Origin of the sequence: Mycobacterium sp. GA-1841, assembly GCF_001954135.1 — a bacterium.
Classification (GTDB): Bacteria; Actinomycetota; Actinomycetes; order Mycobacteriales; family Mycobacteriaceae; genus Mycobacterium.
Genome location: NZ_MBEQ01000017.1, coordinates 222,196 through 244,865, shown reverse-complemented (window position 1 = coordinate 244,865; position 22,670 = coordinate 222,196). Strand labels below are relative to the sequence as shown.

Genomic DNA, 22,670 nt, shown 5'->3' with positions numbered 1-22,670 from the left:
TCACCCGGTGATCGTGGCGACGAGCTTCTTCTTGTCGACCTTGCCCACTGCCGTGGTGGGCAAGGTCGGCATCGGGACCAGAACGTCGGGCCGGGCGTGGGCGGATGCGCCACGGTGGTCCAGGAATTCGTTGAGCTGGGTCAGGCTGACCGGCTCGGACTTGAAAACCACCGCAGCGCAGATCTTCTCACCGAGATACTCGTCTGGCAGTGCCACCGCAGCGGCCGCGTACACCGCGGGGTGGGCCAGCAGGTGGTCTTCGAGGTCGGTGGCCGACACCGTCTCACCGCCACGGTGGATGACGTCCTTGATGCGCCCGGTCACCTCGACATAGCCGGCCCGCGGGCCGTCGGTGAAGATCCGGACCCGATCCCCGGTGCGGAAGAACCCATCGGGACTGAACGAGCGTGCGTTGGCCTCCTCGGCGCGGTAGTAGCCGTTGAACGTGTAAGGTCCACGCACCAGCAGCTCACCCTCCCGGCCGGACGTGACCTCGTGGCCGTCCTCGTCGACCACCCGCATTTCGTCGTGCGGAGACATCGCCCGGCCCTGGGTGTTCTCCACCACGTCCACCGGATCGCCGGGCCGGGTGAAATTCAGCATCCCTTCGGCCATTCCGAAGATCTGCTGCAGACCAGGGCTCAGGCCCTCGCGGACGAACCGGGCCTCCTCCGGGGACATTCGTGATCCGCCGACCTGGACCACGCGCAGTGAGGTCGGCAGTACCGGTTCCCAGTCGCAGGCCTGGGCCCACAGCTTGGCCAGGGCGTTGACCAGGCCGGTCACCGTGACACCGTGGGTGTTGATCAGGGCGAAGGCCGATTCGGGGCTCGGGTCGTCGGTGTAGACGGTGGTCGCCCCGACCGTCATCGAGCCGAGCAGCCCTGGGCAGGCCAACGGGAAGTTGTGGCCGGCCGGCAGTGCCGCGAGGTAGACGTCGTCGTGCACCATCTCGCAGGCCTGGGCGCAGGCCGTGGCGTTGTAGAGGTAGTCCTCATGGGTGCGGGGGATGAGCTTGGGCAGTCCGGTGGTGCCACCGGACACCAGCAGCACTGCGGGTGACGTGGTGTCGACGGTGACGTTCGGCGGGCCTGGCTCGGCGAAATCCTTGAGAGCAGACCAGGATTCGAAGGCGCCGGGCTCGCCGTCCACCAGCACATGGTGCAGCCGCGGATGTGCGGCCACCAGTTGTGCGGCCAGGTCGCGGTAGTCGAAACCGGCGGCGACGTCGGGGATCACCAGCCCGACGGCCCCGCTCACCTCGGCGAAATGCCCGAGCTCGGCCGAGCGGTGACCGGGTAGGCAGAACACCGGAACCGCCCCGGCGCGCAGCAAGCTGAAAGCGGCGACAGCGAATTCACGGGTGTTGGGCAATTGCACCAGGATGCGGTCGCCCGGCGCGATGCCACGGGCGCCGAGCGCAGCACCGATGCGGTCGGCGAGGGCGTCGAGTTCGCCGAAGGTATGGCTCCCGGTGACATCCGCCACGGCCGGCTTGTCCGGCCAGCGTGCGGCGGCATCGCGCAGGATGCTGTCCAGGGTTTTGCCCTGCCAGTACCCGGCCTGGCGGTACACCTCGGCGCGGTCCTCGGGGAACGGCGTGAATCCGTTTGCCAGTTCATCCTGTTCACGGTCAAAACCGGTGGTCATCGGTGTTGTGACTCCCGTCGGGTGGGTCTGTTGACAGATCGAATATAGGGTAACCTCCACAAAGTTAGGACAGCCTGCACTAAGAGTTCGGTGCGAATGATTTCAATGATTCGGAGGCGTGGTGAGTGTGGTTGCGACAAGTTCCCAAACGGTTCGTGACGAGGTCGCCGCGCTCCTGGGTGTAAGCCCCGACGAGGTCGACCCTGACGCCGACCTGATCGCCTCCGGGCTCGACTCGATCCGCATGATGTCGCTGTCGGGCCGGTGGCGCAAGCAGGGCATCAATGTCGGATTCGCCGCTCTGGCAGCAAATCCCACCGTCTCCGCGTGGATCGACCTGGTCGCCGAGCACGTCCCGAACGCGGATGTGGAAGACCCGGTCCCCGACACCGCCGGTGGCGGCGAGGGCAATGAGCCGTTCCCGCTGGCACCCATCCAGCATGCGTTCTGGGTGGGGCGCAACAACGACCAGCAACTCGGCGGCGTCGGCGCCCATCTCTACGTCGAATTCGACGGCGCCGGAGTCGATCCACAGCGGCTCAGCGCCGCGGCGGAGAAGTTGGCCGCGCGTCATCCGATGCTGCGGGTCGAGATCCTGCCCGACGGCACGCAGCGGATCGGTGACCGCCCGCTGCCGGTCACCGTCTATGACCTGCGCGACCTGGAACCGGCAGTCGCAGAAGAACAGTTGGAACTCACCAGGGAGTCCAAATCCCACCAGATGCTGCACGACGAGGTGCTACAGCTGAGCCTGTCGCTGCTGCCCGGCGGACGCACGCGCCTCCATGTCGATATGGACATGCAGTGCGCGGATGCAGTGAGTTACCGCAATTTCATGGCCGACCTGGCCGCGCTCTACCGCGGTGCTGACCTGCCCGAGTTGGGCTACACCTACCGCGAGTACCGGGCCCGGCTGACCGCTACGGCGCCGCCGCCGTCGCAACAGGACGTGCAGTGGTGGACCGAGCGGGTGCCGGATCTGCCGGATCCGCCTGCGCTGCCGCTGGTTCCGTTGTCCGATCAGCGCAATCCGCACCGCAGTATCCGGCTGTGGGAGATCCTCGACGTGCCGACGCGCGACGCACTGTTCGCCGCGGCCCATCGGCGCGGCATCACCCCGGCCATGGCGGTCGGTGCGTCGTATGCGAATGCACTGGCGCACTGGTCGACGCAGTCGCGGTTTTTGCTCAATCTGCCGATGTTCGGCCGCGAGCCCTATCACCCCGACGTGGACAAGCTGGTCGGTGACTTCACCTCGTCACTGTTGCTCGACATCGACTTGACCGGCGCCGAAACGGCCACCGAACGGGCCCGGGTGGTGCAGGAGACGCTGCACGCCACGGCCGCGCATTCCTCGGTATCCGGGCTCGACGTGCTGCGTGACATGAGCCGCCACCGCGGCAGCCAGACCCTGGCCACCATCGTCTACACCAGTGCCCTCGGCCTGGGTGACCTGTTCGCCGGTGATGTCACCGATCAGTTCGGCGCCCCGGTGTGGACCATCTCGCAGGGCCCCCAGGTGCTCATCGACGCCCAGGCGACACCGCTGGCCGAGGGTCTGATGATCAACTGGGATGTGCGGACCGAGGCCTTCCGGCCCGGTGTCGCCGAGGCCATGTTCGCCTATCACCTCGCCGAAGTGCGTCGCCTGGCAGCTGATGACGCGGCCTGGGATGCAGCGGACCCGCCGGCGATCTCCGCGCAGCAACGCCGAGTGCGGGCCGAGCTCAACGCGTCGGTCTCGACTCCCAGCGGCGATGTGCTGCACACCGGTTTCCGTGCCAACGCGGCAGCCGCGCCCGACGCGCCCGCGGTGTTCTGCAATGCCGGCAACCTCAGCTACGGCGAGCTGCAGGACAAGGTGCTGGCTGTCGCGGCCGCGCTGCAGTCCCGCGGCGTGTGCCGCGGCGAGGTGGTCGCGGTGCTGGGTCCCAAGAGTGTCGAACAGGTCGTTGCGCTGCTGGCCATCTCGATGGTCGGTGCGGCGTATCTGCCGGTCGGGGTGGATCAACCCGCGGATCGCGCTGCACGCATCCTGCACACCGGCGGGGTGGACTTCGCGTTGATCTGCGGGACGGGGGACGACCATCCCAACCTGCCACACTTGACTGTGACCGATGCCGAGATCATCGGTGACCCTACGCATTTCATTCCAGTTGAGGTCGCACCTTCGGACCTGGCCTACGTGTTGTTCACCTCGGGTTCCACCGGCGAGCCCAAGGGCGTCGAGATCACCCACGATGCGGCGATGAACACCATCGAGTTCATCAACGATCATTTCGACATCGGCCCGGCCGATCGTTGCCTGGCATTGTCGCACCTGGAATGCGACCTGTCGGTGATCGACGTCTACGGAACCCTGCGCTCAGGTGGTTCGATGGTCGTCGTCGACGAGGAGCACCGCCGTGATCCGGACGTCTGGGTGAAGCTGATCGACCAGCACCAGGTGACGGTGCTGCACTTTCTGACCGGTTGGCTGGAGATGCTGGTGTCTGCCGGCGGAGCCGGCACATCTGGCACCGCCGGCGGAGCCGGCACATCTGGCACCGCCGGCGGAGCGGGCACATCCCTGTCGTCACTGCGGGTGGTGCCCACCGGAGGCGACTGGGTGCGTCCCGACCTGGTGCGCGCGTTGCGCGCCGCGTCGCCGCGGGTGCGGTTCGCCGGGCTCGGCGGGGCCACCGAGACCGCGACGCACAACACCATCTTCGAAGTCGGGTTCGACGACGACGCCCTGCCCGCGCACTGGACCGCGGTGCCGTTCGGCGTCCCGCTGCCCAACAACTGCTGCCGGGTGGTCGACGCGCGGGGCGGGGACTGCCCCGACTGGGTCCCGGGCGAGCTGTGGGTCGGCGGACGCGGCATCGCCCGCGGCTATCGCGGACGGCCTGACCTGACCGCCGAACGCTTCGTCGAACACGACGGGCGGCGCTGGTACCGCACCGGGGACCTGGTGCGGTCCTGGCCGGACGGGACGCTGGAATTCGTCGGCCGAGCTGATCACCGGATCAAGGTCAGCGGCTTCCGTATCGAGCTGGGCGAGATCGAGGGCGCGTTGTGCCGGGTCCCGGGTGTGGACGCGGCGGTGGCGGTGCTGGTACCGGTCGACGGTGGCCACGATGTGCTCGGCGCGGTGGTCCGGGCGGATCGGGCCGGCGGCGATGCGGAAGCGGCTGCTGCGGCGATCCTCAAGGCGATGGCCGAGCTGGTGCCCGCCCACATGATCCCGCAGATACTTCTGGTCGTCGACGAGATTCCGTACGCCCGGGGCAAGACCGACCGCACCACGGTGGTCCGCATGCTGTCGGCTGTCGGCGCGCCCGCGGCCAGGGGCTACCGCGCCCCGTCGGGACCGTTGGAAACCGCCCTGTGCGCGATCGTCGGCGACGTTCTCGGTCAGTCCGGCGTCGGAGTCGACGACGATTTCTTCGCGCTGGGCGGGGACTCGGTGCTGGGCACCCAGCTCGTAGCCAGGATCCGCGACTGGTTGGACACCTCGACGGTGATGGTGGCCGACATTTTCGCGGCGCGCACCGTCGCGGCCATGGCCGCGCTGTTGACCGGGCGGGAAGCCGGGTCGGATCGTCTTCAGCTGGTTTCCCAGCTGTATCTGGAGGTCACCGGCATGGACAGCGCCGAAGTCGCTTCCGAGTTGGGACGCACATCCCCAGAACCGGCGTTCGGCAACTAAGGTTAGAGTTACTTCAGTTAGGGCAGGCTTGCTTATCGTCAGGAGGTCGTTGTGGACGCAGTAAGTCGAACGACTACACAGATCACGCACGTGGGACCGGTCGAACCGTTGCACCAGGGGTTCTTCACCCACGCGCAGGCCGCTCCCGACGACGTGGCGGTGTACGGGCCGACGACGCGCCTGAGCTACGGGCAGCTGCGTGAGCACGCGCTCGCGGTGTCCGGTGCCCTCGCGGTGGCCGGGGTGCGTCCCGGGGACCGGGTGGCCGTGATCGGTTACACCGGCCTCTCCGCCGGCATCGATGCGGTGATCGCCACGCTGGGAATCCTGGCGGCCGGTGGGGTGTGTGTACCGGTCGACGCCCTCGAGCCGACCGAGTCGGTGCTGGAGCGCACCGGTGTGCGGATGGCATTGTTCACCGGCGACGGACCGCCGAACTGGCTGCCCGCGCTCACCGTGTCCGAAGCGTTGCGAATCGGCGCGCGCACGTACGACATCTCCCCGCTGTGTTCGGCCCCCGGCGACGGCGCATTCTTGGCCTCTGTCGACGAGGCGGTCGCCACGGCGGTGACCCACGCCGCCGCACGCGAGGCCGTGGCGGAACTCACCGGCAGGCTCGGTGTCCGCAGCGGCGACCGCATCGGCGCCTTCTCGGCGCCCGGCGCCGCGGCTCCGATCCTGATGGTGATGGCAGCGCTGACCGCAGGCGCGGGCATCGTCGTCGCCGACGACGCGCCACGCCGCGATCCCGAGCGGCGGAGCAACGGCTTCGCGCGCGCCGCACGGCGTCGGGATGCGGTGGCCGCGCTCGACACCGCCGTGCCATCGTGACCGGACCGGACACCCAGATCACCGTCAAGCCCTGGGTCAAGCGCTATCCAGGGTCCGAAAACTCAACAGCCACATTGATATTCCCGCACGCCGGTGGGGCGGCGCTGGCCTACCGCGGATTCGGGATGGCGCTGGCCGCAGCCGGTTCCGACGCCTACGTGATGCAGTACCCGCAACGCGGTGACCGATTGACCCATCCGGCAGCGCCGACGGTCCCCGAGCTCGCCAAGGATCTCTTCGACGCGGGTGACTGGGCCGGGATCGGGTCGATCCGGCTGTTCGGACACTGCATGGGCGCGGTGGTGGCCTTCGAGTTCGCCCGCATCGCCGAACGTCACGGTGTCACGATCGACGCCGTGTGGGTCTCGGCCAGCGAGGCGCCGTCGGCGGTGGCCGCGGCGCCCGCACTGCCGATGGCCGAATCCGAGATCCTCGCCGAGATGGTCGATCTCGGCGGCACCGACGAAGCGCTGTTGGCCGACGAAGATTTCGTCGAGCTGCTGCTGATGGCGGTGCGGGCCGACTACGCGGCGTTCAACCGGTACGCCTGCGCCGAGGATGTGACCATCGCCGCGGACATCTACGCCCTGGGCGGAGACCGTGACCACCGCATCAGCGAGGACATGTTGCGACGCTGGGAAACCCATACCACGGGCGCCTACACGTGCTCGATGTTCGACGGCGGCCATTTCTATCTCAACTCCCAGCTCGAGGACGTGGCGGAGCTGGTCAATGAGCTCTAGCGGGCAGAAACCCGTCGACATCGCCGATCCGGTGGTGATCGTGGGGATGTCACTGGAGGCTCCCGGTGGAATCGACACGGCCGACGCGTACTGGGCGCTGTTGGCCGAACAGCGCGAGGCGTTGAGCCGATTCCCGACCGATCGCGGTTGGTCAGTGCGTGAGCTGCTCCAGGGGTCGCGTCGCGACGGGTTCAAACGCATCCACGACCTCGGTGGATTCCTTTCCAGCGCAGCGACGTTCGATCCGGCGTTCTTCGGTATCTCGCCGCGGGAAGCCGTCGCGATGGACCCCCAGCAGCGGGTCGGCCTGCGCCTGGCCTGGCGCGCCCTGGAGAACAGTGGTATCAACCCTGACGATCTGGCCGGACACGATGTCGGCTGCTACGTCGGTGCGTCGGGGTTGGAGTACGGTCCGCCGCTGTCGGAGTACTCGCACCACAGCGGTCATCTGATCACCGGCACTTCCCTCGGGGTGATCTCGGGACGCATCGCCTACACCCTGGATCTGTGCGGTCCGGCGCTGACCGTCGACACCTCGTGCTCGTCGGCGTTGACGGCGTTCCACACCGCGGTCGGTGCGGTGCGGGCGGGAGACTGCGACATGGCACTGGCCGGCGGCGTGTGTGTGATGGGCACCCCCGGCTACTTCGTCGAATTCTCCAAGCAACACGCGCTCTCCGACGACGGGCATTGCCGTCCCTACAGCGCCCATGCCAGCGGGACGGTATGGGCCGAGGGCGCAGCGATGTTCGTGCTGCAACGCAAGTCCGCCGCGCTGCGGGACGGCCGACCCATCCGGGCCGAGATCCGCGCCACCGCGGTGAACCAGGACGGCCGAACCACCGGCCTGACCGCCCCCAGCGGCAGCGCTCAGCAGCGGTTGTTCGCCAAGGCGATCGAGCAGGCCGGGGTGCGCCCCGAAGACGTCGGCATGATCGAGGGTCACGGCACCGGCACCAGACTCGGCGACCGCACGGAATTGCGATCACTGGCACAGACTTACGGGGCCACCGCACCCGGTGCCGGGGCGCTGTTGGGCTCGGTGAAATCCAACGTGGGGCACGCTCAGGCCGCTGCCGGCGGACTCGGCCTGGCCAAGGTGATCCTGGCCGCCGAGCGGGCCGCTGTCCCGGCCACCTTGCACGTCGACCAGGTCAGCCGCGAGATCGACTGGGAGACCCAAGGTTTACGGCTGGCCACCAAGCTGACCCGGTGGCCCGCGGTCGACGGGCAGCGCATTGCGGCGGTCTCGGCCTTCGGCATGAGCGGGACCAACGCCCATGCCATCGTCTCGGTGCCTGATGTTTCCGGCGCCCCTGAGGCCGCCGCATGAGTGAAGCCCGCGAGCGAATCGCCTTTCCCGATACCCGCATCCCCGTTCTGGTCAGTGCGCACACCGAGGATCTGATCGGCACCGATGCTGCGGCGATCCTGCGTTACCTGGACACCCGCCCGAAGGTGGGCCCGGCCGACGTTGCCGCCACGACGCTGTCGACCCGGCGCCTGCGCCGCCACCGGGCTGTGATCCGGGCTGCCGGCCGCGACGAGCTGGCAGCGGGTCTGCGAGCGCTGGCCGAGGGCGCCGATCATCCGCTCGTGACCCGGACCCAGGGCGGTCCGACGCCGCCGGGCTCGAGTGCGCGCATCGCCTTTGTGTTCCCTGGGCAGGGCAGCCAGTGGCCGTCGATGGGGGTGCAGGCATACCAGCAGCTGCCCGTCTACCGGGCCGAGGTGGACAAGTGCGCCGCCGAGTTCGAGGCCGCCGGCGCCGCGTCGCCGCTGGATTACCTTCTGGCCGACCCGAATTCGGGTGTGGTCACCAACGATTTCTCCCAGGTGCAGATCCAGGGCGCCCAGTTCGTCCACGGTGTGGCGCTTGCCGCGGTCTGGCGTTCCTGCGGGGTGCTACCGGATATCACGGTCGGGCACAGTCTGGGTGAGATCGGTGCCGCCTATGTGGCGGGCACCGTCACACTGCCCGAGGCGGTCGCCGTGGTGATCGCCCGCGCGACCGTACTCGACCGGTTGACCGGCCCCTACCGGGTCGCCGTACTCGGGATCACCCCTGACGAGGCAGCAAAAGTGGTTGCCGAGACACCGGGTTGGCTCGAGCTGTCGGTGGTGAACTCCCGCTCGTCAGTTGCCGTGTCGGGGGAGACCGACGCGGTCGCCGCGGCGGTGGCGACCGTCACCGGACGCGGATCCTTCGCCAAGGAAATCGAGATGTGGTTCCCCGCGCACACCACCGCGCTGGACACCGCCCGCGACGAACTCGAATCGATGCTGCCTGCAGCGCAATTCGACGAATCTGCGGTGCAGTTCATCGGCTCGGCCACCGCCGATGTGGTCGAGGCGGGTACCGGCTTCGCCGACTACTGGTACACCAACCTGCGCAGCACCGTGCGCTTCGACCGCGCCGTCGAGACGGCGGCGCGCCGCGGAGCGCGCATATTCGTGGAACTCTCGGCACATCCGGCGCTGTTGTTTGCGATGGGCGACCTGCTCGACGACGCGGCCGAACTCACCGGAGGTCCGGTCCTGATGGTGGGATCGGGTCGGCGTGACGAGCCCATCACCGAGCGCCTGAGCGCCAACATCGTCGCGGTCGCGATGGCCGACCCCGGCTACCGCTGGGGCGACATCGCGAACCACGGCGACCGGTCGCTGCGCGACTTCCCGTTCGCCCCGATGCGCGCCGAACATCTCTGGGCCACACCACAGCCACTCCCGCCGGTCGCCGGGCTGACGGTGGCGGTGCAGCACTGGGAACCCTGGCCGCTGCACGCGGCGCCCGGACAGCGCCGCGTCGCGGTGCTCGACCTGGCCGGCGGACAGCGGCCGGCGACGGTGGCGACGGCACTGCGCCGTGCGGTCGACGAGGACACCCGCACCACGGCCGTCGCACCGGCCGAGGCCGATCTGCTGATCGTCGTGGCCCCGGTCTCCGAACGCGTCGATGCCTCGCGTGCGGGCGAAGACCTGAGCCGGCGGGTCGCCGACGGGCTGCTCGGCTACGCCGATGCGGTGAGCGCCGAAACCCGCGACGTGTGGCTGGTCACCGTCGGTGGTGAGCAGGTGAGCAGCTCGGAGCAGTCGCATCCCGAAGCGGCCGCACTGGCCGCGATGCACCGCAGCCTCGGCTACGAACATCCGGACCAGACCTTCCGGCACCTCGACCTGCCCCCGACGGCGCTCGACCCGGCCGCCGCTGCCCTGGGGCTCACCGCGATGCTGTCCGACGCCGACGTCATCGCGATGCGGGACAACGGTTCTGGATACACGGTGTGGCGGCGCGGCATGCGCGACGAAACCTCCGATGCACAGCCGTGGGATGCCGAGTCGGGAATCTTCGACGAGGTGGTCATCACCGGTGGCGCCGGGGCGGTGGGGCTGCACTACGCCCGTCACCTGGCCGAGCAGGGTGCCCGCCGCATCGTGCTGCTCAGCCGCCGCGGACTCGACGACGAGCAGCTGGCCGCATTGACCGGCCTCGGAACCGAGATCGTCGCGCCCCGCTGCGATCTCACCGATCCGGCGCAGCTCGCCGCGACGGTCGCGCAGCTGACGATCGGCCCGGCGTCGCTGGTGATCCATGCGGCCGCATCGGCGATCATCGCTCCGGGCGGAGAACTGACGGGCCAGGCCGTGCGGGATACCTTCGCGGCCAAGGTCGACGGGCTGGCCAACCTGACGAAGGTCTGGCCGATGCGCCCGGATGCCCGTATCGTCGTGTGCTCCTCGGTATCCGGCTTGTGGGGCGGATACGGTCACGCTGCATACTCGGCGGCCAACCGGCTGCTGGATGCGCTCGCCGGGGAACTGCGCGCCGCGGGAAGGCACTGCACCGCGGTGCGCTGGGGGCTGTGGCCGGGCGACGGCATCATCGATTCGGCTGAGATCAGCCGGGTCGAGCGGTCTGGGCTGCGGGCCATGGCGCCCGACCTGGCGGTGGAGGCGGGACTGCGGGATCACCCGGCTGATCCGCTGGTGTTCAGCGCCGACGCCGACCGGTTGCGCACGTTCCTCGGGACAGCTGATGCCTCAACCGTTTCGGTGACCGCCGAAGCGGCGGTGGCGGACGATGTCACCGACGCCGCCGATGCCGCCGGTGCCATGCGGAACGCACTGGCAGCGGTGCTCAAGCTCACCGACACCACCGGCCTCGACCTGGAGGCGTCGTTGCTGGATCTCGGTGTCGACTCGCTGTTGGCAATCGACCTACGTAAGAAGCTCAAGAAGGCCACCGGCCGATCGGTACCGCTGGCCACCATCCTCGGTGGCGCGACCGCCGTCGAACTGATCGAGCAGATGGAAAGACCTGAAAAGGAAGCATTTTCGCGTGACTGACATGGTTAGTGCCGACACCAACGCCGACCGGGTGGCCCCCCACACCTCCGACGCGCGTCTGGAGCTGATGCGGCGGCGGCTTGCCGAACGGGGTCTGGCCTCGGCGTCGGGATCTGGCTCCGAAGCCGAAAATGGCGGTGCACCGGTCGATCCCACCGTGCTCTCCGACGGGCAGCGGCGGATGTGGTTCGTGCAGGGGCTCGACCCGAGCGGGGTGCTGCTCAACATCTGCCTGTCCTATCGGCTCACCGGGGTGATCGACGCTGAACGCCTGCACGGCGCGCTGAACGCGGTCGCGGCCCGGCACCCGATACTGCGCACCACCTACCACGCCGACGACAACGGCGAGCCGACGGCGACGGTGCACGACGACCTCACCCCGAGTTGGGCGGTCCACGATCTCTCCGACAAATCCGAGCGGGCTCGCAAGCTGCGCCTCGAGGTGCTGGCGCAGCGGGAATTCGGCACGGCCTTCGATCTGGGCAGCGATTCCCCGCTGCGCATCACGCTGATCAAGACCGGGCCGGCAGAGCACGTGATGCTGCTCGTCGCCCACCACATCGCCTGGGACGACGGGTCCTGGCGGGTGTTCTTCACCGACCTCACCCGGGCCTACTCCGGCACGCAGCTGCCCGAGACGCCGCGCGTGCCGGCCTCCGCCGTGGCCAGTACCGACGAGGATCTGGCGTACTGGCGCGAGGTCCTGGCGAATTCGCCCGAGCCGCTGGAGTTGCCCGGTCCCGCCGGGTCGGTGGTGCCCACCGGTTTCCGGTCCCAGCGCAGCACCGTGCGGTTGTCTGCCGAGACCGTCGAGCGGGTGTCGGCGCTGGCTCGCGAGACCGGGGCCACGCCGTACATGGTGCTGCTGGCCGCTTTCGGTGCCCTGGTCCACCGCTACACCCACACCGGCGATTTCCTGATCGCCACCCCGGTGCTCAACCGCGACAGCGACGAGACCATCGGCTATTACGGCAACACGGTGGCGATGCGGCTGCGGCCCAAGGGGTCCGCCGGTTTCCGTGATCTGGTGTCCGCCACCCGCGACACCGCGATCGGTGCCTTCGCCCATCAGCGCGTCAACCTCGACCGGGTGGTGGCCGAGCTCAACCCGGACCGGCGTCACGGTGCCGAGCGGATGACCCGGGTGAGCTTCGGATTCCGCGAATCCGACGGCGGCGGATTCGCTCCTGACGGTGTGGTGAGTGAGCGGGCGGATCTGCGTGGCAACCACACCCAGCTGCCGCTGGGGTTCATGGTCGAACTCGACGGTGAGGGCGCCGTGGTCGAGGCCGAGCACCTCACCGAGGTGCTCGATGCCGACCTGGCCGCACAGATGCTGCGTCACTTCGCGGTGCTGCTGGAGAGTGCCCTCGCCGAGCCCGAGCGGCCGCTGTCGCGGCTGCAGTTGTTCACCGCCGACGACGCCGAATGGCTGCGCGCGGTGTCCACCGGCGAGCAGTTCGACACCCCGGCGACGACGCTGACCGCGTTGTTTTCCGAGCAGGCCGCGCGCACACCGGAGTCCACCGCAGTGGTCTACGAGGGTCGCCATTACACCTACCGCGAGATCAACGAGTCGGCGAACCGGATGGCGCACTGGCTGATCGAGCAGGGCATCGGCACCGAGGAGCGGGTGGCGGTGCTCCTGGAGAAATCTCCGGAGCTGGTCATCACCGCACTGGGCATCGTCAAGGCCGGCGCGGTGTACTTGCCGGTCGACCCGACCTATCCCGAAGATCGGCTCACCTACATCCTCGCCGACTCGGACCCGAAAATTGTTCTGCGCGAGCCGGTTACCGGGCTGGAGAACTATCCGGGCACAGACCCCACCGACGCCGAGCGGGTCCGTCCGCTGTACCCGGACAGCACCGCCTACCTGATCTACACGTCCGGCTCGACCGGCCTGCCCAAGGGAGTGCCGGTACCGCACCGGCCGATCGCCGAGTACTTCGTCTGGTTCGGCGGGGATTACCAGGTCACCGAGCACGAACGGCTGCTGCAGGTGGCCTCGCAGAGCTTCGACGTGTCGATCGGTGAAATCTTCGGCATGCTGTCCGCCGGCGCGCGCCTGGTGATCCCGAAGCCCGGCGGTCTGGCCGACATCGGCTACCTCACCGATCTGCTGCGCAACGAGGGCATCACCTCGATGCACTTCGTTCCGTCGCTGCTCGGCTTGTTCCTGTCGCTGCCCGGCGTCAACGAATGGCGCACCCTGCAGCGCGTACCGATCGGTGGCGAGGCGCTACCCGGCGAGATCGCCGACAAGTTCCGGGCCACGTTCGACTCGCTGCTGCACAACTTCTACGGACCCACCGAAACCGTGCTCAACTGCACGCGCTACAAGGTGGAGAGCAAGCAGGGCGCGCGGATCGTGCCGATCGGCACGCCGAAGATCAACACCACGATCCATCTGCTCGACGACGCGTTGCAGCCCGTACCGGTCGGCGTGATCGGCGAAATCTACATCGGCGGAACTCATGTCGCACACGGGTATCACGACCGCCGGAGCCTGACCGCCGAACGGTTCGTCGCCGACCCGTTCAACCCGGGAGGGCGGATGTACCGCTCCGGTGACCTGGCCCGACGCAACGCCGACGGGGACATCGAATTCGTCGGCCGGGCCGACGAACAGGTGAAGATCCGCGGCTTCCGCATCGAGCTCGGTGAGGTTTCGGCCGCCATCTCGGTCGATCCGTCGGTCGGTCAGGCCGTCGTGGTCGTCAGCGATCTGCCGTCCCTGGGCAAGAGCCTGGTCGCCTACATCACGCCGGCCGCCGACGCCGAGCGGGTCGAGATCGAGCGCATCCGGGCCCGGGTGACCGCCGCACTGCCCGAGTACATGATCCCGGCGGCCTTCGTCGAACTGCCCGAGATCCCGATCACCGCGCACGGCAAGATCGATCGCCGGGCGCTGCCGGAGCCGCAGATCCAGTCGGCCACGGCGTTCCGCGCCCCCGAGACCGACACCGAGCACGAGATCGTGGCGCTGTTCGGCGAACTGCTCGAGCGTGACGGGGTCGGCGCCGACGATTCGTTCTTCGACCTCGGCGGCCATTCGCTGCTGGCCACCAAACTGGTTGCCGCCGTGCGGTCCCGCTGTGGTGTCGAACTGGGCGTGGCCGATGTCTTCGAGCACGCCACGGTGGCGGGCCTGGCCGCCCGGGTCGACGAGCTGCGCGCCTCGGGAGCCGGCGGAGGGTGGCCTGCGATCGTCGCGACCGCCCACGACGGCCCGGCACAGATGTCGGCGGCTCAGCACCGGCAGTGGTTCCAGTTCCGCATCGACGGCCCCAACCCGGTCAACAACGTGCCCTTCGCGGCACGTTTGACGGGACCCTGCGACGTCGACGCACTGGCGGCCGCCGTCGGCGATGTGGTTGCCCGTCACGAGATCCTGCGCACCACCTACCGCGAAATCGACGGTGTGCCTTATCAGATCATCCACCCGGCTGCCCCCGTGACCGTGCGTCGTGCCGACGGCGACGGCGAGGAGTGGGTCGAGCGCGAACTCGAGGCCGAGCGACGCTACTGCTTCGACCTGGAGAACGAGTGGCCGGTGCGGGCCGCGATGCTGTCCACCCGTGACTCGCATGTGCTCTCGCTGATCGTTCACCACATTGCTGCCGACCATTGGTCGGGCACGGTGCTGTTCACCGATCTGCTGACCGCTTACCACGCCCGCAAGGCGGGGAACGCCCCGGAGTGGGCGCCGCTGCCGGTGCAGTATGCCGACTTCGCCTCGTGGCAGACCGAGCTGTTCGCGAGTGCCGACGAAACCATCGAGAGCCAACGGGCGTACTGGAGCGGGCAACTGGCCGGGCTGTCCGGCGACAGCGACGCCGAGAACGGGCTGCAGCCCGATTTTCCGAGGCCGCCGGTCCCGACCGGAGAGGGCGCGGCGTTCGACTTCACCATCGACGGCGCGACCCGGGCCAAGCTCGTCGAGCTGACTCGCGAACTCGGGGTCACCGAGTTCATGTTGCTGCAGGCCGCTGTTGCGCTGGCCCTGCACAAGGCCGGGCAGGGCACCGACATTGCACTGGGCACCCCGGTCGCCGGGCGCACCGCGCCCGAACTCGACGCGTTGATCGGGTTCTTCATCAACATCGTGGTGCTGCGCAATGATCTGTCCGGTAACCCGACGTTGCGTGAGGTGCTGCGCCGGTCCAGGGACATGGCGCTGTCGGCCTACCAACATCAGGACCTGCCGTTCGACCGGGTGGTCGATGCGGTCAGCCCGGTGCGGTCACTGGCCCGCAACCCGCTGTTCGGCGTGGTGGTGCACGTGCGTGAGGACGTGCCCGCCGACCAGCTCATCGACTCCGGCGCGGCCGGTGAAACCCGCTTCACCGCACTGGTTCCCAGCTTCGAGGTGGCGCATGCCGACCTCTCGCTGAACTTCTTCGCGGAGACCGGATCCGACTCCGGGTACAAGGGGACCATCATCTACCGCACAGAGCTGTACGAACCTGCCACCGCGCAGCGATTCGTCGGCTGGTTGCAGCGCATCGTCGAGGGGTTCGCCACCGACGCCGATCAGTCGCTGCGTGACATCGCGATCATCGACGCGGCCGAAAGTGAACTGCTGGCACAGGATTGGAGCCGCAAGGCGGTGCCGCCGGCCGGTCTGCCGCAGACCCGCGACGCCGACCGGGTATACGTGCTCGACGAGTGGTGCCGCCCGGTCGCGATCGGTGTGACTGGGGACGTCTGTTTCGCCGGCGGTGCCGTCGACGAGGCCGCCCACGCCGCCCGCAGAGCAGCCGCAGAACGATTCGTGCCCAACCCCTTTGGCGACGGGGTGCTCTACCGCACCGGGGACCGGGCCCGCTGGACGGCCGATGGGCGCCTCGAGCCGGTCACTGCGGGGGAGCCGCGCCTGCAGGCCGCGCTGGAAGCCCTTGACGGGGTGGCGGCCGCCGCGACCCGGTACTGGGAGGCCCGAGGCGCTGCGATGCTGGCCGGCTACCTCGTGCTCGAACCGACGGTGGCGGACGCCGAAAGTGTTCTGGACGCTGCGCGTGCCGGCTTGCCCGAAGAATTCGCCGGCGCCGTGCTCACGGTGGTCACCGACCTCCAGCCGGCTTCGCTGACCCGTCCGCGGGCCACCGCCTCGGCACCGTCCGAGCCGCCGGCCACCCCGACGGAGCAGACGCTGGCAACCATGTTGGTGGATCTGCTCGGCGTCACCGAGGTGGGCCGGTATGACGATTTCTTCACCCTCGGCGGCGACAGCATCCTGGCAGTCCAACTCGCGGCGCGGGCCCGTGACGCCGGTGTGGGCATGACGGCGCGGATGGTGTTCGAGCACCCCGTGCTGGCCGAACTCGCCACCGCGATCGATGCCAGGCCGGCCGATGGGGACGGCTCGGGCGATGACGTGCACCACGCCCCGATGTCCGCCTCCGGCCTGTCGCCGGACGAGCTGGCCGCGCTGACCGCGGGATGGGGCCAGGATCAGGGGATCTCGACATGACCACTACCGGAGCGCCGCCTGGTGTCGAGGATGTCCTGGCGCTGAGCCCGCTGCAACAGGGGCTGTACTCATTGGCCGGTCTGACCGAAGGCGATGACGGTGCCGACCCGTATGTCATCGCGATGGCCGCCGACGTCGAGGGCGCAGTCGACGTCGAGTTGTTGCGGTCCTGCGCCGAGGCGATGCTGGTGCGCCACCCGAACCTGCGGGCCAGCTTCTTCCAGGGCAACCTGAGCCGTCCGGTGGCGGTGGTGCCCTCGGCCATCGACCTGCCGTGGCAACACCGACACGCCGATGACGAGGAGGCGTTGCGGCTGGAAGCCGAGGAACGGGCTCGGCGTTTCGACCTGGGCCGCGGACCGCTGATCCGGTTCCTGCTGATCGAAAAGCCGGGCCTGCGCTGGCGTCTGGTGATCGTGGCCCATCACATCGCAATCGACGGATGGTCGCTACCGGTCTTCGTCGGGGAACTGCTCGCGCTCTACGGGGCCAAAGGTGACGTCGCGGCACTGCCTGCCGCGGTGCGCCCCTATCGCGATTACATCGGCTGGCTGGCCGGCCGGGATCAACAGGTCAGCCAGGCCCGCTGGCAGGCACATCTGTCCGGCTTGTCCGCACCCACCTTGCTGTCCCCGGTGCTGTCCGGCCGGGAAACACAGCCGGGCCTGCCCACTCGCACCGAGGTGTTCCTCGGCGAGCAGCAGTCCGCCGAGCTCTTCGAGGCGGCCCGCAGCCGGGGCGTCACGGTGAACACCCTTTTCCAGATGGCCTGGGCAGCAATTCTTTCGGTCTTCACCGACCGCACCGACGTGGTCTACGGCGTCACGGTGTCGGGACGTCCCGACGAGCTGGCCGGGGTGGAGTCGATGGTCGGCCTGTTCATCAACACCGTGCCGCTGCGGGTCCGGCTCGACCCGGTTGCCTCTGTCGCGAGCCAGTGCCTGGCCCTCCAACGCGAGGCTGCCGACCTGCGCGACCACAGCTACCTCAGCCACACGGAGCTGCGGTCGCTCGGTGGCATCGGCGAGCTCTATGACACCCTGCTGGTGTACGAGAACTTCCCACCCGGCGGACTGGTCGGCAGTGACGAGTTCGAGCTCGGTGAGGCGGTGCTGCGGCCCTCGGCCCTGGAAAGTTTGTCGCACTTTCCGGTCACCATCGCCGCGCATCCCACCCATGGCCGGCTCACGGTGTTGGTCGAAATCCTCGAGGGTGCGCTGGGATTGCTCGACCCGCACGTCCTAGGCCTGCGGGTGCTGACGGTCGTGCAGCGACTGTTGGACAACTGGGACCGCCCGCTGCGCGAGGTCGCGTTGTTGCTCGACGACGAGCCACAACCAGCCGGCCCCTCCACACCGGCCAAGTCTGACGGCGGTTTTCACACTGCGTTCAGTCGGGTCGCCGCAACCCGGCTCGGTTCGGTGGCATTGAGTTGGGACAGCGGAGAACTCAGTTACCGCGAACTCGACGATGCCTCGGATCGCTTGGCCGCAGAGCTGAGCCGCCGCGGTGTGGCGGACGAGACCCCGGTGCCGATCCGGTTGTGTCGTGGGCCCGACTACGTGGTGGCGATGCTCGCGGTGCTCAAGGCGGGCGGGCTCATCGTTCCGCTGGACCCGGCCATGCCCGAGGAACGGGTGACCGAGATCGTCCGTCAGATCAGCGCCGACCGGCCGTCGCCGGTGCTCATCGATGACACGTTGCTGGCCGTCGCCTACTCCCGCGCCGACCCCGACCTTGCCTCCGACGTCGACTACCGGCCCGCCCCGGCGCACGCCGGCCAGGGCGCCTATGTCGTGTTCACCTCCGGAACCACCGGAAAGCCCAAGGGCGTCATCGGCACTCACCAGGCGCTGCTGGCCTACGCCGCCGATCACGCCCGTCAGGTACTACAGCCTGCGGCCAAACGGCTCGGCCGGCCGTTGCGGGTGGCGCACGCCTGGTCGTTCACGTTCGACGCGGCGTGGCAACCGTTGGCGGCCCTGCTCGAAGGGCACACCGTGCACATCATCGGTGATGCGGTGCAACGCGATGCCGAGGCCCTGGTGGACACCATCGGACGTTTCGCAATCGACATGATCGACACCACGCCGTCGATGTTCGCCTCACTGCGGGCCGCCGGGCTGCTCACCCGGGTGCCGTTGGCCGTGCTGGCCCTGGGCGGCGAGGCCATCGACCCCGCGACCTGGCAGGGAATCCAGGACGAGTGTGAGCGGACCTGGATGTCGGCACACAATTGCTATGGCCCGACCGAGACCACGGTGGAAGCGGTGGTGGCGACGATCGCCGATCATCGCCAGCCGTGTATCGGCCGGCCCACCGATTCCACCGCGGCCTACGTGCTCGACGGTTGGCTGCGCCCGGTTCCCGACGGGGTGTACGGCGAACTGTATTTGGCCGGAGGTCAGTTGACCCGCGGTTACCTCGGCCGGGCGGGGGAGACCGCCGCGCGGTTCGTCGCCGACCCGTTCACGCCGGGTGCGCGCATGTACCGCACCGGCGACGTCGTCCGCCGCAATCCACAGTCGGCTGCCATCGAATTTCTGGGCCGAAGCGACGATCAGGTCAAGATCCGTGGTTTTCGGGTGGAACCCGGCGAAGTGGCCGCCACGCTGCGTGCCCATCCCGGTGTGCGCCACGCCCACGTCGCGGTACGACAGCATCGCAGCGGTCCGCGACTCGTGGCGTACGTGGTGTCGGACACGCCGGTGGCGGAGTTGCGCCGGATGCTGAGCGACACTCTGCCAAGGCATCTGGTGCCGCATCACATCGTCGTGGTGGACGAGATCCCACTGACCACCAACGGCAAGGTCGACGATGGCGCCCTGGCGGCAGTCAGCGTCGGCGGCTCGGCAGAGGGCTCCGCGCTCCCGGCCACCGAGACCGAACGGGTGCTCGCCGAGGTGCTGGGCGAGATGTTGGGTATCGCCCAGGGCGCCGAGTTGGACGTCACCGCGGATTTTCTCGACCTCGGGCTGGACAGCATCGTGGCGCTGTCGGTGGTCCAGGCGGTGCGCCGGCGGGGCCTGGCGTTGCGGGCTCGGCTGATGCTGGATTGCGCGACCGTGCGCGAACTCGCGGCCGCGATGGATGCCGACGCGGCCACCGTCGATCGAGCCGACGAGGCCGCTCCCGAAACCGGCCCGATTCCGTTGCTGCCCAATGGTCGCTGGCTCTACCAGTACGGAGACCCACGACGGATCGCACAGACAGAGGTGTTCCGGCTACCGGCCGACGTCACCCGGTCACACCTGGAAACGTTGTTGCAGAACGTGATCGACGGACATGAGGTCCTGCGCTCGCGGTTGGACCGCGACACTTTGACTCTCGTCGCGCACTGCCCAGGCGAGGTGCTCACGGAGGCGACGGGGTCGGGTGATCTCAATGCCGCGGTGGCCGAGCAGGCCGAGCTCGCCGTGGAACGCATGAACCCGGAGACCGGGTCGATGTTCGACGCGGTCTGGTTGCGGCATCCGGAGATTGACGGTGGTCTGCTGATCCTGACCGCGCACGTCCTGGCATTCGATCCGGCGTCGTGGCGGATCGTGGTCGGCGAGCTGGAGAATGCCTGGCATGCCCTGGCAGCCGGACGGACCCCGGTCCCGGTGCGCGAACACACCTCGCTGCGGCAGTGGTCGCGACTCCTGACGGCACGCGCCGCCGAACTCGATACGTGTGACTTCTGGGAGCGCCAGTTCGACGGGGACGATCCGGACATCGGTGCCCGCCGGATCGATCCGACCGTCGACCGGATGGCCGATGTGACGATCAAGATGGCCGTGGCCGATCCGGACCTGACCGGCCGACTGTTGACCGGTGACGTGCCGGTGACCGAGGTGTTGGCCGCGACAACCGCCCGCGCCCTGACCGAGTGGCGTCGGCACCGCGGTGGGCCGGCCCCGGCGCCGCTGCTGGCGCTGGAGACGCACGGCCGGGTGGATGCGGTGGTCTCCGAGCACGATGAGGTGGACACCGGTGACACCGCGGGATTGCTCAGCATGATCTACCCGTTGCGCCTGTCCGCCGTCGACGCCCGCGGTGTGGCCGACCAGGTGGCCGCCATCCCTGGGGATCCCATCGATTACGGACTGCTGCGGTATCTGCGTGCGGATACCGCCGAGCAGCTCGGCGCGCACCGGGATCCACAGGTGCTGCTCAACTATCTGGGCCGTATCGAGCTCGATGCGGCCGACCATGCCCTGCTTCAGGACCGCTCCCTGCAGAGTGGGGTGACGCCGGTGCCCGAGCCGAATGTTGCTGTGCGCCATGAACTCACAATCATGGCTGCGGTGATCGATCGCGACGGGTCAGCGGTGCTCGGTACACAGTGGCGGACCCTGCCCGACATTCTGTCCGCCGACGAGGTCGCCACCATGCAGGCGATGTGGCTGGACGCGTTGCGAGAGGTGTTGAAAGAGGTGAGTTCATGAGTGCCCCAGCGGCCCGGACCCTGGCCGTCATCGGCGCCGGTCCCAAAGCGATCGCAGTGGCCGCCAAGGCTGCCGAGCTGCGGGCGATGGGTGCGCCTGCGCCGGAGGTCGTCGTCGTCGAACGTGCCGGGGTGGCGGCCAACTGGCAGGCCGTCGGTGGCTGGACTGACGGTAACCACCGGCTCGGTACGGGTCCGGAGAAAGACGTCGGTTTCCCGTACCGGTCGTCCCTGGTGCCGCGACGCAACGCCGAACTCGATGAGCGGATGACCCGGCACAGCTGGCAGGCGTACCTGATCGCCACCGGCGGGTTCGCCGAATGGGTGGACCGCGGCCGGCCCGCGCCGACCCACCGGCGTTGGAGTCAGTACCTGCGCTGGGTTGCCGAAGACATCGGGATGCACGTCGTTTCCGGTGAAGTGGAGCGTATTTCGGTCGACGGTGATGCGCAGCGCTGGGTGCTGCACACCGCTGAGGACACCGTCGACGCCGACGGCTTGATGATCACCGGACCCGGTCAGGCCGAGCGTTCGGTGTTGCCCGGCAATCCCCGGGTCATGTCGATCGCGCAGTTCTGGCATCAGGCCGGCAAGCACGAGCTGATCACGGCCGAGCGGGTGGCGGTGATCGGTGGCGGTGAGACCGCCGCCTCGATGCTCAACGAGCTGTTCCGCCACCGGGTTTCGACGATCACCGTGATCTCGCCGACGGTCACCCTGTTCACCCGCGGCGAAGGGTTCTTCGAGAACACGCTGTTCTCGGACCCGACCGGATGGACCGGCCTGACCCTGGCCGAACGCCGGGATGCCTTGGCCCGCACCGACCGTGGGGTTTTTTCGGCGCGGGTGCAGGACGCGTTGCTGGCCGATGACCGGATCCGGCACCTACGCGGCCGCGTTGCCCACGCGGTGGCCCGTGACGAGCGGATCCGGTTGACGTTGTCCACCAACACCGGCGGCGAAGCGGTCGAGACCGTGCACGGCTTCGACCTGGTGATCGACGGGTCCGGTGCGGACGCCTTGTGGTTTGCCCCGCTGTTCAGCCAGGATGCCCTCGACCTGCTCGAGTTGGGCCTCGGCGGACCGCTGACCGGTGACACGCTGCAGGAGCACATCGGCCACGACCTCGCCCTGACCGACGTGTATCCCAAGTTGTTCCTGCCCGGGCTGGCCGGGTTGACCCAGGGTCCAGGCTTCCCGAATCTGAGTTGCCTCGGCCTGTTGTCCGACCGCGTGCTGGGGGCGAACCTGGCCCGTCCCTCGATGAGGAGTCTTGATGAGTTCCAATCCGTTCGATGACGAGGACGGCACGTTCTACGTACTGGTCAACGACGAGGACCAGCACAGCCTGTGGCCGGCATTCGCCGATGTGCCCGCGGGATGGCAGGTGGTGTTCCGGGAGGCCAGCCGCGCGGCGTGCCTCAGCTACGTCGAGGAGCATTGGGCGGATCTGCGCCCGCGCAGCCTGCGTGAGGCGATGAGCAACTGACACTCTGGCCCGAC

10 protein-coding genes are annotated in these 22,670 nt (G+C 68.7%); 9 read left to right on the top strand and 1 reads right to left on the bottom strand.

Annotated elements, in window-relative coordinates:
* Positions 1 to 1,650: a (2,3-dihydroxybenzoyl)adenylate synthase gene (locus A5740_RS05495; protein ID WP_076192103.1), complete on the bottom strand. Its 1,650-nt coding sequence runs from the start codon at positions 1,648 to 1,650 to the stop codon at positions 1 to 3.
* 121 nt (positions 1,651 to 1,771) lie between these two features.
* Here A5740_RS05495 and A5740_RS05490 point away from each other — a divergent pair, with 121 nt between their 5' ends.
* The 9 genes from A5740_RS05490 (at position 1,772) to A5740_RS05450 (ending at position 22,656) form a co-directional block, all read left to right on the top strand.
* The gene (locus A5740_RS05490; protein WP_076192263.1) at positions 1,772 to 5,341 is read left to right on the top strand and encodes a non-ribosomal peptide synthetase; all 3,570 of its coding nucleotides are present in this window, start codon (positions 1,772 to 1,774) and stop codon (positions 5,339 to 5,341) included.
* A 90-nt stretch (positions 5,342 to 5,431) separates the two neighbouring features.
* A complete protein-coding gene (locus tag A5740_RS05485) occupies positions 5,432 to 6,172 on the top strand; it encodes an AMP-binding protein (protein WP_076192102.1) in 741 nt (246 codons plus the stop codon).
* Entirely contained in the window at positions 6,169 to 6,915 is a 747-nt protein-coding gene (locus A5740_RS05480) for a thioesterase II family protein (protein WP_076192100.1), read from the top strand. The genes A5740_RS05485 and A5740_RS05480 overlap by 4 nt, the downstream gene beginning before the upstream one ends.
* The gene (locus A5740_RS05475; RefSeq protein ID WP_076192098.1) at positions 6,905 to 8,248 is read left to right on the top strand and encodes a polyketide synthase; all 1,344 of its coding nucleotides are present in this window, start codon (positions 6,905 to 6,907) and stop codon (positions 8,246 to 8,248) included. Before A5740_RS05480 ends, A5740_RS05475 begins: the two co-directional genes overlap by 11 nt.
* Entirely contained in the window at positions 8,245 to 11,262 is a 3,018-nt protein-coding gene (mbtD, locus tag A5740_RS05470) for a mycobactin polyketide synthase MbtD (protein WP_076192096.1), read from the top strand. Before A5740_RS05475 ends, mbtD begins: the two co-directional genes overlap by 4 nt.
* 1 nt (position 11,263) lies before the next feature.
* Positions 11,264 to 16,738, top strand: a complete 5,475-nt coding sequence (locus A5740_RS05465) for a non-ribosomal peptide synthetase (protein ID WP_139334957.1) — start codon at positions 11,264 to 11,266, stop codon at positions 16,736 to 16,738.
* Complete coding sequence (locus tag A5740_RS05460) at positions 16,735 to 21,168, top strand: non-ribosomal peptide synthetase (RefSeq protein WP_076192093.1); 4,434 nt, start codon at positions 16,735 to 16,737, stop codon at positions 21,166 to 21,168. The genes A5740_RS05465 and A5740_RS05460 overlap by 4 nt, the downstream gene beginning before the upstream one ends.
* Positions 21,165 to 22,466, top strand: a complete 1,302-nt coding sequence (mbtG, locus tag A5740_RS05455; RefSeq protein WP_076192092.1) for an NADPH-dependent L-lysine N(6)-monooxygenase MbtG — start codon at positions 21,165 to 21,167, stop codon at positions 22,464 to 22,466. The genes A5740_RS05460 and mbtG overlap by 4 nt, the downstream gene beginning before the upstream one ends.
* Positions 22,444 to 22,656 carry an MbtH family protein gene (locus A5740_RS05450; protein WP_076192090.1) on the top strand — a complete coding sequence of 71 codons (213 nt, stop codon included), beginning with the start codon at positions 22,444 to 22,446 and terminating at the stop codon, positions 22,654 to 22,656. Before mbtG ends, A5740_RS05450 begins: the two co-directional genes overlap by 23 nt.
* Positions 22,657 to 22,670: the final 14 nt, after the last annotated feature.

Coding starts and splice junctions, on each gene's coding strand:
- A5740_RS05495 (WP_076192103.1), bottom strand. CDS start 1,650: ATGACCACCGGTTTTGACCGTGAACAGGATGAACTGGCAAACGGATTC.
- A5740_RS05450 (WP_076192090.1), top strand. CDS start 22,444: ATGAGTTCCAATCCGTTCGATGACGAGGACGGCACGTTCTACGTACTG.
- A5740_RS05475 (WP_076192098.1), top strand. CDS start 6,905: ATGAGCTCTAGCGGGCAGAAACCCGTCGACATCGCCGATCCGGTGGTG.
- mbtD (WP_076192096.1), top strand. CDS start 8,245: ATGAGTGAAGCCCGCGAGCGAATCGCCTTTCCCGATACCCGCATCCCC.
- mbtG (WP_076192092.1), top strand. CDS start 21,165: ATGAGTGCCCCAGCGGCCCGGACCCTGGCCGTCATCGGCGCCGGTCCC.
- A5740_RS05465 (WP_139334957.1), top strand. CDS start 11,264: ATGGTTAGTGCCGACACCAACGCCGACCGGGTGGCCCCCCACACCTCC.
- A5740_RS05460 (WP_076192093.1), top strand. CDS start 16,735: ATGACCACTACCGGAGCGCCGCCTGGTGTCGAGGATGTCCTGGCGCTG.